Source organism: Rhodococcus sp. WS3 (assembly GCF_003797085.1).
Taxonomy (GTDB): Bacteria; Actinomycetota; Actinomycetes; order Mycobacteriales; family Mycobacteriaceae; genus Rhodococcus_F; species Rhodococcus_F globerula.
In genome coordinates this window covers 633501-646368 of the sequence record NZ_RKMA01000001.1, presented here as the reverse complement: position 1 = coordinate 646368, position 12868 = coordinate 633501, and the positions used below count along the sequence as shown (strand labels likewise).

General features: G+C 62.1%; 11 protein-coding genes. 3 read left to right on the top strand and 8 right to left on the bottom strand.

The features are described 5' to 3' along the window. Positions 1 to 32 precede the first annotated feature (32 nt). The gene (locus EEB13_RS02955; protein WP_261984430.1) at positions 33 to 629 is read right to left on the bottom strand and encodes a serine/threonine protein kinase; all 597 of its coding nucleotides are present in this window, start codon (positions 627 to 629) and stop codon (positions 33 to 35) included. An 86-nt stretch (positions 630 to 715) separates the two neighbouring features. Here EEB13_RS02955 and EEB13_RS31770 point away from each other — a divergent pair, with 86 nt between their 5' ends. After that, entirely contained in the window at positions 716 to 1177 is a 462-nt protein-coding gene (locus EEB13_RS31770; protein WP_141484537.1) for a hypothetical protein, read from the top strand. Here the strand turns inward: EEB13_RS31770 and EEB13_RS02945 are convergent. After that, positions 1155 to 1691 (bottom strand): hypothetical protein, encoded by a 537-nt coding sequence (locus EEB13_RS02945; RefSeq protein WP_033231251.1) that lies wholly within the window; start codon positions 1689 to 1691, stop codon positions 1155 to 1157. The two genes, EEB13_RS31770 and EEB13_RS02945, sit on opposite strands and share 23 nt — an antisense overlap. 17 nt (positions 1692 to 1708) lie before the next feature. Then, positions 1709 to 2650 carry an oxygenase MpaB family protein gene (locus tag EEB13_RS02940; protein WP_141484536.1) on the bottom strand — a complete coding sequence of 314 codons (942 nt, stop codon included), beginning with the start codon at positions 2648 to 2650 and terminating at the stop codon, positions 1709 to 1711. A gap of 52 nt (positions 2651 to 2702) precedes the next feature. Between EEB13_RS02940 and EEB13_RS02935 the strand changes: the two genes are divergently transcribed. Further along, complete coding sequence (locus tag EEB13_RS02935; protein ID WP_033231249.1) at positions 2703 to 3272, top strand: TetR/AcrR family transcriptional regulator; 570 nt, start codon at positions 2703 to 2705, stop codon at positions 3270 to 3272. On the opposite strand, the gene EEB13_RS02930 is transcribed toward EEB13_RS02935, so the two are convergent. Both EEB13_RS02930 and EEB13_RS02925 read right to left on the bottom strand, forming a co-directional pair. Continuing rightward, positions 3259 to 4050 (bottom strand): DNA-formamidopyrimidine glycosylase family protein, encoded by a 792-nt coding sequence (locus EEB13_RS02930; RefSeq protein ID WP_045070662.1) that lies wholly within the window; start codon positions 4048 to 4050, stop codon positions 3259 to 3261. The two genes, EEB13_RS02935 and EEB13_RS02930, sit on opposite strands and share 14 nt — an antisense overlap. Positions 4051 to 4063: 13 nt before the next feature. Beyond that, positions 4064 to 8584 (bottom strand): ATP-dependent helicase, encoded by a 4521-nt coding sequence (locus tag EEB13_RS02925; RefSeq protein WP_187328474.1) that lies wholly within the window; start codon positions 8582 to 8584, stop codon positions 4064 to 4066. Between the two features lie 117 nt (positions 8585 to 8701). Between EEB13_RS02925 and EEB13_RS02920 the strand changes: the two genes are divergently transcribed. Next, complete coding sequence (locus tag EEB13_RS02920) at positions 8702 to 10033, top strand: anaerobic C4-dicarboxylate transporter family protein (protein WP_095887913.1); 1332 nt, start codon at positions 8702 to 8704, stop codon at positions 10031 to 10033. On the opposite strand, the gene EEB13_RS02915 is transcribed toward EEB13_RS02920, so the two are convergent. From EEB13_RS02915 to EEB13_RS02905, 3 genes are read right to left on the bottom strand one after another with little or no spacing between them, the layout of a single operon-like run. Continuing rightward, positions 10030 to 11145 carry an N-formylglutamate amidohydrolase gene (locus EEB13_RS02915; RefSeq protein ID WP_230589969.1) on the bottom strand — a complete coding sequence of 372 codons (1116 nt, stop codon included), beginning with the start codon at positions 11143 to 11145 and terminating at the stop codon, positions 10030 to 10032. The genes EEB13_RS02920 and EEB13_RS02915 overlap by 4 nt on opposite strands. Positions 11146 to 11183: 38 nt before the next feature. After that, the gene (locus EEB13_RS02910) at positions 11184 to 12185 is read right to left on the bottom strand and encodes an acyl-CoA dehydrogenase family protein (RefSeq protein WP_141484534.1); all 1002 of its coding nucleotides are present in this window, start codon (positions 12183 to 12185) and stop codon (positions 11184 to 11186) included. A 21-nt stretch (positions 12186 to 12206) separates the two neighbouring features. Then, the gene (locus EEB13_RS02905; RefSeq protein WP_141484533.1) at positions 12207 to 12770 is read right to left on the bottom strand and encodes a helix-turn-helix domain-containing protein; all 564 of its coding nucleotides are present in this window, start codon (positions 12768 to 12770) and stop codon (positions 12207 to 12209) included. Positions 12771 to 12868 lie beyond the last annotated feature (98 nt).

Sequence of the window (12868 nt, the reverse complement as noted above, 5' to 3'; positions counted from 1 at the left end):
CGTCGCCTCATCTACTAAAAGAGCCTCATCTACTAAAAGAGGTAGACGATTGCGTTGTTACCGCCAGTGCAGGTGACAACTTTCTTTCCGGTGCAACTCATCGAATAGCGAGTATTGGTGACGGGGCTGACAGCGTTGATCGACACTGTCGCATTTCGTTTGCCTTGACTGACGTACTGATACCGAACTTCTTCGGCGAACTCGCATGACGTGGCTTTGCTGCCGGTCGCGGAGTTCGGCAATTCGTTGTTGGAAAACACGGGTCCGCAGCGCGTTGCGTTTGCGGGGACAGCTGTACCGGACGACGGCGCGGAGGTAGTGGTTCGAGCAGCTGCCGACGTTGTGGTGGGAGAAGATTCTGTGGTGGGTGTAGTTGTTGTAGATGCCGTTGTGTTGAGCTGAGTCGAAGATCGTGCGGATTGATTCGTCTCTGCGTCGAAGAGCATCGGCCGCACCCAGACAAGCCCCACAACCACAACGATCGCAGCTACCCCGGCACCGAGAAGAACCCACACCCACGCCGGTGTTTGTGGTGGCGGTGGATCTTTCGGTGGCTGTGAATCCCGCTGTGGTTGGGAGTCCCGCTGTGGTTGGGAGTCCCACGGATATGGCGGTTGTGGGGCGTTCATATCGGCAGGTTCTCCGGATCCGTCATGAAGAGTGAATTGTCTGCGTTATGTATATCGGATGGAGGGGACCGAGTAGTTTTTGTCGGATGAGTGTGACGACATTCTTCCGATGGGTGTGGGTGGTGCTTGCCTTAGCTGCTGCCGCGCTCGGGTACTTCGCCGCGTCGGATCCGATGTACCAGATCACGTCCTGCGAGATCGGTATTTTCCCAAGCGACGGGATCACGAACTGGACGCAGTGCAACGAATCGATCGTCAGTTACCTCGGTGTGGCAATTCTTGCGTGGTTGGCAGTCCCGGCTCTAATGTGCGTAATCCCAGCCGTAGTTCCCTGTCGCTGGGTCGCAGTTACAGTCGCAGCAATTCTGGTGTTCGGGGCATTCGGCGCATTCTTTGCATCCAGACCCCACTTGGTTGCCTATGGCTACTTCATTCCGATCGCACTGGCGGCCTGTTTCGTCGCGGCACTGCAGTGGAACAGGACGCAGGGGAACATAACGCAAGGGAACAGAAGCACGCGCGAAGTCAGTGTGTCAGCACGATTTTGATCGCGACGATCAACGTCGCTACCGCAGCGAGACCGAACGCCGCGACATGAGTTGCTGTGCCGACTTTTTCGCCGCGGAGATAGCTGATGACGTAACTCGTGGAACCGATACGGAGCACCAACACAAATTCCGCAATCAATTGCGCGGTCCGCGGCTCGAGAAGGTTGAACCAGGCGGTTGCCAGAATGACGATCGGAACCACGGCCGAGGTCAGGATGGGCACGGAATCACGAAGAGCTTCGATTCTCTCCGCAGTCGTGAGTTCTCGATCATTGCGAATACTCTCGCCGACGCCCTCGGCGAAAGTATGCGCGATATACGTCGACAGGGCCGTGCCGATGACGATGGCGACGCCGAGCGATTCCTGAGATTGGGTGACCGGAATCAGAGCGGCCAGAGCCAAGATATTGCCGTACACGTAGGCGGTGGTCCGGGCGGCAATGCGCTCCTGCCCGAGGTGGCGACCGCGGGCGGTAATCGGGCGATTGAGCAGGGTACGTAGGCTCCGCGGCATCGCTTGATTATGGCAGATCAGGCATTTGGGCTGTAGTGCATCGGACTGTCACGGCGCGTTGCGGGAGGCAGGTTGCGGGCCGGTGTGTGAACGAGTGGCGCATCGGGCGCCGTCCTGCCCGTGGCTCGGTCCCAGCCCGCGCGGGCACGCGGTTGATAACGGTAGCGCCACGGGACAAGGTGGAAGACCGCGTTGACGGTCTTGCCGACAGCTGTGTGAATCCTCGTCTCGCGCGCGCTCCACGAGTATCCGAGAAGATCGCGAACCGGCTGGTCGTACATACCGACGGTCAGCCACACAAAGCCTCGTGCGACGGGAATGCGTGCGAGCCTCCAGATCGGCTCGGGTAGCCACGTCATGAATGGCGGCTTGCCCAGGCCGGAGAGGTCGAGCACATCACGCGTGGCCTTGTTGTCCTCGAGAATGTTGCAGCACATGTGATCCCAATACTCTTGGAATGCCTCCCACGTTTCGGGGACGGGCCGCATGCTCATGCCGTAGAGGCGATACCACTGGATGTGCTCGGTGAAGAGTTGCCGTTTCTGTGCTTCGGTCAGGCCGCCGGAAAAGTTCTCTGCCGTCACGATTGTGCCCATGAAGAAGGTCGCGTGTGCCCAGTAGAAGGTGTCCGGGTCGAGGGCGTGGTAGCGCCGACCCAGCTTGTCGACGCCCTTGATCGTGGTGTGGTAGCCGCGTACCTGTTCAGCGGTTTCCTGGGCTCTGTCGCCGTCGAAGACAACTCCGGCGATGGGGTAGAGCGATCGGTAGAGGCGTTCCCAGCGCTCGTCGAAGAACTGCGAATGCTCCTCGACGCCGGCCCCGAGTCCTGGATGCATGTTCTGCATAGAACCTGCCCACACGCCCTGAAGCATGCCTCGCCAATCGCCGAAATACTTCCAGGTCAAGGAATCGGGCCCAAGCGGTGTTGGTGTGGGTACGTCATCACTTTGACTACGCATGTTGTCAGATTAGGATCGACAACATCAGTAGTCAAGGAATCGGAGCAGGGTAGTGGGTATCGAGGAACGGCGTGCAGCACGGAAGGCAGCGCTGTTCGATGTCGGCGTGACGCTACTGGGCGCAGTGGACGGTCCTGCCGTCAATGTCCGGGCAGTATGTAAGGCTGCGGGACTGACGGAACGGTACTTCTACGAGAGCTTCACCGATCGCGATCAGTACGTGGTGTCGGTCCACTCATATGTTTCGGAGCGCGCCCAAACCGCACTCGCGGCAGCAGTAGCTACAGAGTCCGGATCCGAAGCGATTGCCACCGCAGCGGTTGACACGTTCGTGAAGTTGATGGTCGACGATCCCGCGATGGGTAGAGTGCTGTTGATCGCTCCGCTCTCCGAACCGGTGCTCGGAGGCCGCGGAATCGAATCGATGCCGGCTTTTGTGGACCTCGTCTATGCACAGCTCTCCGAAATCACTGATCCGGTGGAGAAGCAGCTGACCGCGGTGGGATTGGTGGGTGCACTGTTCACCCTGTTCATCGGATACCTCGACGGCACAATCGACGTAAGCCGCGATCGCTTTGTCGCGCACTGCGTCCGTTTGTTGACAAAAGCTAATCGCGCGTAAGCGGTTGGCAGGAAGGGCAGAAGAATATCTGTCGTTCGGTGAGCTGGTCGGGTCCGAGCAGTTCCTCGCGGATTCGCGTTCCGCAACGCCGACATGGCTTTCCGCGGCGGCCGTACACCCACGTCTGCCTGCCGGGACGAGTATCGCCGGTGGTCACCCGAACGTGACGTGATTTGTTGGCACCGACAATGCGGTGCGACAGATCGACTACGGCCGCGAGATCCGGAACCCGGTCTGTCGGTGTGCGTGGATGAAGCCCACGGAGAAAACAGATTTCATTGCGATACACATTGCCGAGTCCAGCCATGACCCGTTGATCGAGGAGCGCAACGCCGATCGGTTCGGAGCCCGCGCCGCGCAGATTTTCCTCCGCAACAGCACTGTCCCAATCCGGGCCGAGGAGATCCGGCCCAAGATGGCCAACGACGGAGTCTTCCTGGTTGCGATCGAGGATTTCGGTGATGCCGAGCGAAAACCCCACGGCAACAGCATCTTCGGTCGCCAGAATAATGCGCGCCTGATGGGCGGGGCGATGCCACCGCTCACCTGGCGCGTAGATCTGCCACGCGCCTTCCATCTTCAGGTGGGTGTGGACGGAGGCGTCGCCGACTCGGATCAACAGATGCTTTCCTCGGCTGACTACGGAGTCGACTCGTGTGCCGGTCAGATTGACGGTGGCATATCGCGGGACACGCACGTCGCACGTGGTGAGTACCTTGCCGTTCAGTGCCGTGCGAAGTGCATTGGCCGTCCGCCAGACGGTATCGCCTTCGGGCATCAGCGAGCAGCCTTCATGATCTCAACCTGAAGCCGCGTGGGGTGGCCGCAAAACCGGCTTCGACCAAGACCGGCGCAAAGTTGTTGCCGTGGATGGTTTCGCCGTTCACCTTCTCGACGACGATCTTCTCGACTGATCGGTTCTTCACGATCTGGGCCAGAGACGTTGCTGCCGTGCGGAGTACGCCTGGGTCGTCGGTGAACGTAAGGATTGTCCGACCACCACGTTCGACATAGAGCACCAGTTCTCCCTCGACGAGGACGACCAGCGCGCCGGCCTTCCGCCCGGGTCGGTGTCCGGGTGATTCTTCGGCGTTCGATGCCGGCCATGGGAGCGCCGCTCCATACGGATTGGCGGGGTCGCACGCAGCAAGAGTGACGGTGGCAGAAGGGGTATGGCGACCCTCGATGGATTCCCCGAACGTACGCAGACGATCCACGACCGCAGGCGTGGAGAACTGCGCGCCGCCCAACGTATCGACGAAGTATCCGCGTCTTGCCCGGCCGTTGTCCTCGAAAGTACTGAGCACCTTGTAGATCAACGCAAATCCGCCGGGGACGTTCTCGCTCACCACGCTGCCTCGGGTGACAACTCCGTAGCGTTCGAGCAGGAGGTCCGCAGTCGCGTGTGCCCGCACCGTTGGATCGGGTTCGGCAGCCGGTAGCAGAAACCAGCGTCCGGCGGCGGTGGCCGGTCCGGTGCGCGCGGGCACCGCCGGACGCATCATTCCGCGATACGGACGGGCCCGCGGAACACGCCTCGGAGCGCGGTGGCTGGTTGTGGTTCGAGTGGTGTCGGATAGCAGAGCACGAAGTGGAGCAAGGGTGTCGTTGCCGATGTGTCCGAGCCACACCAATTCCCACAGTGCGGTCGTGAGCGCGCCGTCTTCCGGATTGTCGAGTGCTTCGGCCAATTGACGGAAGAAGTAGGCGCCACCAGCGGTCAGGACGTCGAGGGCTTGCTGCTGCAAGTCCGAGACATCGGTGTCAGCAGGTGGATTGAGAGTCGCCGGGGCAAGATCCGCCGGGTGCAGGACAACCCAACCGTCCTTGGCCGAGATGGCTCCGGACCCAGACCACAGGACTTCGCCGGTCGAAGTCAGTTCGTCGAGCATGGCCGGTGAATAGTCAGGGATTCGACTCGGCAGGATCAGCGATTCGAGCGCCGACGCCGGAATCGGAACTCCGGCAAGCTGATCGACGACGGCGGCAACGCCGTCGATACCGCGGAGAGTGCCGCCGACATGCTGCCAGCTGGGGAGGAAGCGGCCCAGAGTGGCGGTGCTGACGGGTTCCACATCCGCCCGGGCAGCAGCGAGTGAGCGTCGACGCAATCGCCGGAGAACCTCGGCGTCGCACCATTCGCTCCCAGCCGATCCGGGGCGGAATTCACCCTCGAGTACCCGCTTCTCCAAGGCAAGACGGCCGAGAACATCGCGAGCCACCGATACGCCGATGCCGAATCTGGCGGCCGCGTCGGCGAGCGTGAAAGGTCCGTGCGTGCGCGCATAGCGGCTCAACAAGTCCTCGAGCGGCTGATCCACCGGTTCGATGAATGCGGCGGGCACGCCGATGGGTAGGGGTACGCCGAGGCCGTCGCGCAAGCGGGCGGAGTCTTCGATTGCCGTCCACCATTGTTGCCCGGCAAACGAAACATGTAGGGCGCGTTTGTCCGTCACCAGGGTGTCGAGCCACGATCGCGGATCTTCGAGGGAACGCGCGGTCACCTCCGCCGTCGTGAGTGGTCCGAGCATGCGCAGCAGATCAGCAACACCCTCGAGGTCTTTTGCCTTGCGCTCCGGCACCAGTCGTTGCAGCTCGCGCTCGGCTTGCTCGATGACACCGCCGTCGAGCAGTTCCCGCAATTCGACGCGGCCCAACAGTTCGGCGAGCAGTGTGGAGTCGAGAGACAGTGCTGCCGCCCGTCTTTCGGCGAGCGGGCTGTCACCCTCGTACATGAAGGCGCCGACGTAGCTGAACAGCAGCGCACTGGCAAACGGGGATGGTGATGCCGTCTCGACATCAACGATGCGGATCTGGCGTTTGGCGATCTTGCCGAGTAATTCCATGAGCGCCGGCAGGTCGTAGACGTCCTGGAGACATTCGCGCACGGTCTCGAGCAGGATGGGGAACGTGGGAAACTTGCGTGCCACGTCCAGGAGCTGGGCGCTGCGTTGACGCTGCTGCCACAGCGGCGCACGCTTGCCGGGATTTCGGCGGGGAAGAAGCAGTGCGCGAGCGGCACATTCACGAAACCGTGAGGCAAACAGTGCAGACCCGCCAACCTCCTGGGTGACCAGATCTTCGATGTCCTCGACATCGAACGCAAAGAGTTCGGCGCCGGGAGGGTCGTTCTCGGTATCAGGTAGACGGATGATGATGCCGTCGTCGGAGGCAGTGGGGCTGGAATCCACGCCGTACCGTTCCTGCAGCCGGGCGCCGATGGCAAGTGCCCACGGAGCGTGCACTCGCTGGCCGTACGGGGAGTGCAGGACCAGACGCCAATCGCCGAGTTCGTCGCGGAAGCGTTCGACCACCAACGTTCGATCCGACGGTACCTGCCCGGTCGCGTTCTTCTGTTCGCCCACCAGCTGGATCAGGTTGGTGGTGGCGTTGTGGTCCAGGCCGCCGATGCGGCAGCGCTCGATCACGTCGGCCTCGTTGCCGAGCGCTGTTTCACGGACGAACTGACCGAGAGCCTGGCCGAGTTCCGCTGGGCGCCCAAGACCGTCGCCGTGCCAGAACGGGAGGCGCCCCGGTTGTCCGTAGGCGGGGCTGACCAGAACGCGGTCGAACGTGATTTCCTCGATCCGCCAGCTGGTCGCGCCCAGGGCGAACACGTCGCCGACTCGGGATTCGTAGACCATTTCCTCGTCGAGTTCGCCGACTCGGGAGGCTTTTTCGCCGACCATGTAGACAGTGAAAAGGCCGCGGTCGGGGATTGCGCCGCCCGAAGTGACAGCCAGACGCTGAGCCCCCGGGCGTCCGGTGAGTGTGTTGGCCTCGCGATCCCACACCAGGCGTGGACGCAGTTCGGCAAACTCGTCCGAGGGGTACCGACCTGCCAGCAGATCGAGGGTGGACTCGTACGCGGAGCGGGGAAGTGTTGCAAACGAACCACTTCGGCGGACAGTGTCGAACCAGTCGTCGACGTCGATCGGCTCGAGTGCCGTCGCGGCCACCGTCTGCTGGGCCAGAATGTCGAGCGGATTGGCAGGAACGGCCATCGCTTCGATCTTGCCTTCGACCATGCGCTCGACGGTGACGGCGCAGTGAATGAGATCGGTTCGATGTTTCGGAAACACCACGCCTCGGGAGATTTCGCCGACCTGGTGTCCGGCCCGGCCGACGCGTTGGAGTCCGCTCGCAACCGATGGCGGCGCCTCGACTTGGATAACCAGATCAACTGCGCCCATGTCGATTCCGAGTTCGAGGCTGCTTGTCGCGACGACGCACCGCAGTCGCCCGGATTTCAGGTCGTCTTCGATGATGGCGCGCTGATCCTTGCTGACCGAGCCGTGGTGGGCGCGCGCGAGCAGTGGTTCGGCACCGAAATTGACTTCGGTGGGTGTGCCGATTTGTGACGGCGGCTTCGGCATTTTTTCGACCACAACACCGGTGCGTTCGGCGTGGATTTCGTTGAGCCGAGCCGTCAACCGCTCGGCGAGACGCCTGGAGTTGGCGAACACTATGGACGAGCGGTGTTCGAGAACAAGATCGACTATCTGCTCTTCGACGTGCGGCCAGATGGAGCCCGCTTGGGGCGTCGGAGATTCTGATCCGTCGGCCGGTGTTGCGATGCCCAGTTCGGTCATGTCCTCCACGGGAACGCGGACGGTGAGGTCGAAGGTCTTGGCGGCCGGCGGCGCGACGATCCTGATGGGCGCGGACCCGGAAAGGAACCGCCCGACTTCTTCGTGGGGGCGGACGGTAGCGGACAAACCGATGCGCTGCGCGGGCGACTCGAGAAGTGCGTCGAGACGCTCCAGCGAGAGTGCGAGATGCGAGCCGCGTTTGGTCCCGGCCACGGCGTGGACCTCGTCGACGATGACGGTGTCGACTCCGGCCAACGTCTCGCGGGCGGCGGAGGTGAGCATCAGGAACAGCGATTCCGGGGTAGTGATCAGGATGTCCGGCGGCCTTTTGATCAACGAGCGTCGATCGGCGGGGGAGGTGTCACCGGAGCGGACGCCGACCGTGATCTCGGGCGGAGTGAGACCGAGGCGTTTGGCGGTTTGAGTGATGCCGACAAGCGGAGCGCGGAGGTTGCGTTCGACATCCACGCCGAGTGCCTTGAGCGGTGAGATGTACAGGACCTTGGTGGTGCGGTGACTCTCGTCCCGCGAAGCCAACTGATCGAGTGCCCACAGAAAAGCGGACAGCGTCTTGCCGGAACCGGTAGGCGCAACGACGAGGGTGTGCGCGCCGCTTGCTATGGATTCCCACGCGCCGAGTTGAGCCGGTGTTGGGGCGCTGAAGGCACCGTCGAACCATTCTCGTGTCGCGGGCGAGAACTTTTCGAGGACGTCGGTCACGTATCCATAGTGCACCTGCCCACCGACAGCGTGTTCAAACCTGTTGAAGACGTCGGCGGCATTATATTTTTCTCTAATCAGGACGGTTTGGCTGTTTTTCGAGAAGGCGAGTGCCAGATGGAAGCTGTAATTATTGCTCTCGAGCTCGTAGTGGTGCTCGGGGCAATCGTCATGGGCACTCGATCGAGTGGTGTTGCACTCGGTCTGTGGGGCGGTGCCGGCGTCGCCGTCCTTGTGTTCGTGTTCGGCGAGGACGTAGGAGCGCCGCCGGTCGATGCCCTCCTGATCGTGCTGTCCGTCGTGCTGGCGTCGTCGATGATGCAGGCAGCCGGTGGCATCGACTGGATGGTCACCATCGCGGCAAAACTGATCGAATCCAGGCCCAAACAGATCACGTTGATTGCGCCGTTGGTGTCGTTCCTCTTCTCGGTCGGCGCCGGAACGTCCAACATTCTGTATCCGCTGCTGCCCGTGATTTACGACGTGTCGTACAAGAACGGGGTGCGTCCGTCACGGCCGCTGTCGCTGTCCGTCGTCTCGACCGGTGTTGCGCTGGCGTGTAGCCCGGTATCGGCGGCCATGGCGGCGATGGTGACGTTGACCGATGTGTCGCCGTACGATTTCGAGCTCATCGACATCATCAAGATCACCTTCCCGGCAGCGGTGATCGGCATCATCATCTCGTCGTTCGCTGTGAATCGCCTCGGCAAGGAACTGGCAGACGATCCCGACGTGCAGGCAAAGCTGAAGTCCGGAGAGCTAGCCGGCCCCGGCGCTGCGGCCACCACCGAACTGGTCTCGACGAAGACCGGTCGCAACGCAGCGCTGATCTTCCTCGCAGGTGTTCTGGCGATCGTGATCTTCGGACTCTTCAAGGGAATTCGACCCGAGGCAGCCGACGGCTCGCCGCTGGGAATGACCCCGATCATCGAGATGCTGATGTTCCTGGTCGGCACTCTCATCCTGCTCGTGTGCAAGCCCAATGTGGCCGACGTTCCGACCTCGACGGTGTTCCGCGCCGGTATGGTCTCGGCGATTGCGCTGTTCGGTCTCGCGTGGCTCACCGATACGTTTATCAGCGCTCACTTGGAGCTGATCACCAGCACCGTCGGCGACTTGGTCAGTGCCGCGCCGTGGATCTTTGCGCTCGGTGTCTTCCTGGTGTGTGTGCTCACCACCAGCCAGTCGACCGCCACCAGAACCATCGTGCCGATCGGGCTTGCGGCCGGTATCGCCCCCGGACTGCTGACCGGTATGTGGGCCGGAGCGTTTGCCGGTATCTACCTGTTGCCGACAAACGGTTCGCAGATCGCGGCCGCGAACTTCGACCTCTCCGGCAGCACGAAGCTCGGTACCAAGCTCGTGGACCACTCGTTCTTCCTGCCGACGATAATCCTGGCGGTGACCACGATTACCGCCGGCGCGATATTCGGAGTGCTACTCGGCTAGCTGTCTCGGTAGTGGTCCCAGCTCGCCTTGCATGCGCGGGCGAGCTGGTCCACCCGCTCCGGATCAGAGCTCGGCCAGTCGACGCCGGGTTCCATGATGTGCGCGGCGAGGGCATCGCCGAGAAGGAACTCGCGTTTGAACTCCGCCTGCACGGCGCTGAGTGTGATGCCGGCAGCATCCGCGCGTGCTGACTGCTCGGCGAATCGCGCACCCGCTGTGATGATTTCGAAGCTGCCGAGATATGGCTGGTTAAGGGCGACAGCGCCCGGATCGTCGACCTGAAATCCCTTGCGATGTGCTGCCGCGAGAGTTCGAATCAGTTCGGGGTCCATCGTCACGGGATTGTCGCCACGTCGATTGCCGTCGTGATCACCGCGATTGGACAGTGCCACGACGTCAGGCAGCCGATCCTCCTCGGGGCGAAGTACATTGACCGCACCGTCGCGTCGCGTCGTGTGGTTCATCGTGTCGTGGAACGAGAGTGTCGTGAACGATCGCCGCACCTCGAAACTCTTCTCCACCATTTTCTCGACCAGAGAATCACGCGTGCGCTCGTACACGCCGAGTCCGCGATCTGCTGTCTCGGTGAACGTGTCGGCCAGGCGCTTCCACCCGGCGTCGTCGGTTGGTTCCAGCAGCAACGGGTAGAAGGAGAACGTGACCGGGCGGACGGCGTCTACGCCCGTGAGGTCCACCTTGTTGCCCGCGCCGGCCTGGTGAACACGTGCAAATGCTTCGCGCAGTGAAGCTTCCAGGTTTTCGGGCTTGGCGCGGTTTGGATCGCGGATCATGCGCGGATGAGGATTCTCGACGTACACGATGCGCGGATCGATCTCGGCCCACCGACGCACGATCGCGCTGGTCGACATGTCGGTGAAATCGAACTGTAGGCGCCTCGTGAACTCGGGTGCCAGAAACTCGGCAAGCTCTTCCGGGATGGCTGAACCCGAATGAGGGCAGCTCACAAGAAGATCGGCGCCCGCGATCGCGTCGTCGAGTGTGCGTGATTCACGATCGGCGTAGAAAGTCAGATCGTCGGGAGTGAAGCTGGTTCCGGCCGGAATGAGTACAGGTGCACCGTTGTTCGTGACACTGTTCATGACACTGTTCATGGCACCGAGCGTAATCCAGGGCAGCGGGGTGCACTCGGCTAATCGCGCAGTCGCTCGACCAGAGCAGTCTTGATTCCAGGGCGGGTGGCGGCTACCAGTGTGAACGTGGCTTCACGCATCAGACGCTCGGCCGTGTTGCTGCCCACCAGCGAGCGCGAGCCGGTAGCCGTGACGAAAGCCGCCGCAACCCGGACTGCGAGTTCGGAGGCCGCGGCGCGGGCGGCAGACATGTCGGCGTTGCCCGCCACAGCGCTGTCGAGCTGTTCACGCACCAGTTCGGCTTGGCTTCGGAACGGTTCCGTATCGACTCCGAGATCCGCCAACTCTGCCATTGCGCGCCGCGCGACCCCCATCGCCATGGCTCCGTTGAACCACAGGCCGGGCAGTTGAGTGTTCTGGAATTGCTGATCGTCGACAACTGCCGTGACCTGGGCGTCGGGGATGGCAAAACCGTCGAAAGCTATTCGGACGGTGTTGCTTCCGCGAGCAGCGATAAGGGGGAGTTCCTCGACGGACAGGCCAGGAGCGTCGGTAGCCTTGACCACCGAGTGGACGATGGAATTGTCGAATTCGTCCCGCGCCGACACGAGAAGAACGTCGACGATTCCCCAGCCGGTGACAAAGGGGGCTATCCCGTCGAGGACGTATCCGTGATCGACCCGGCGTGCCCACAGCAGGGGAGGGCGCGGGATGGCGCCGGCGTAGGCGACACCGCCCTGCAGTTCTCCGCTGACGAGGCCGTCCCAGTACTGCTCAGTCAGTGCAGTGTTGGTGGTCGATGCCAAGGCGCCGACGACGCCGTGATGCTGCATCCAGGTGAATGCAGTCGCGAGGCACCCGCCGCACAGTGTTTCGACAACCTCGACAAGTTCGGCCGTCGAAGGTCCTTCCTCGCCGAGCGCGGCCAGGCCGTAGAACCCGTCGGCGGCGAGGGCGTCGAAATGACTGCTCGGAATTTCACCGTCCGCGTCAACGCTGTCGGCAACGGGGAACAGAACGGTATCGGCGATCTCGCGCGCAAGTTCCGGCCACATGGTCACCGCTTCAGGGTATGCGGTGTGTCAGAAGGACGGGGGAGAACTCACGATCAGGAACCGGGCAATTCGATCGGTTCGGTTGAACCATCGGTGGGGAATGGTCGCCGCGTACAGCAATGTGTCCCCGACATTCAGCCGATGCCGTTCGTCCAGGCCCACTTCGACATCGACAGTTCCCTCGAGAACGTGAATGAATTCCTCGCCGGCGTGTTCAGTGTGTTCACCGGCTTCGCTGTGCGGCCCGGCCGTGATTTCGTTCGGTTCCATGGAGTGTGACCCGGTGGAACAGAACCGGATCGAAGAATCGTGGGCGAGTTCGAACTTCCGGCCCTCGTGCGCCCGCACCAGACTCGACGGCGTGCGCTCACCTTGGGCGAGTAGCGCATGAGCGGTAGTGCCAAGCGATTGTGCGAGTCTGTGCAGATTCATCACACTCGGCACTGCGCGACCGTTTTCGGTCTGACTCAGAAACGGCTGTGAGAGACCGGATTTCAGTGCAACCTCACGCATGGTCAATCCGGCTTCCTTGCGCGCATGGCGCACTGCGATACCGATTGCCGTTGCGATCGCCACTTGGTCGTCGTCCATGTGCTGAACATAGCAGTGCGGAGGCGGCGCATCCGAGCGGAGAATTTCATTACATGCGCGAAACAAAATTGACCACAGCAAGAAATTATCGACGTGCT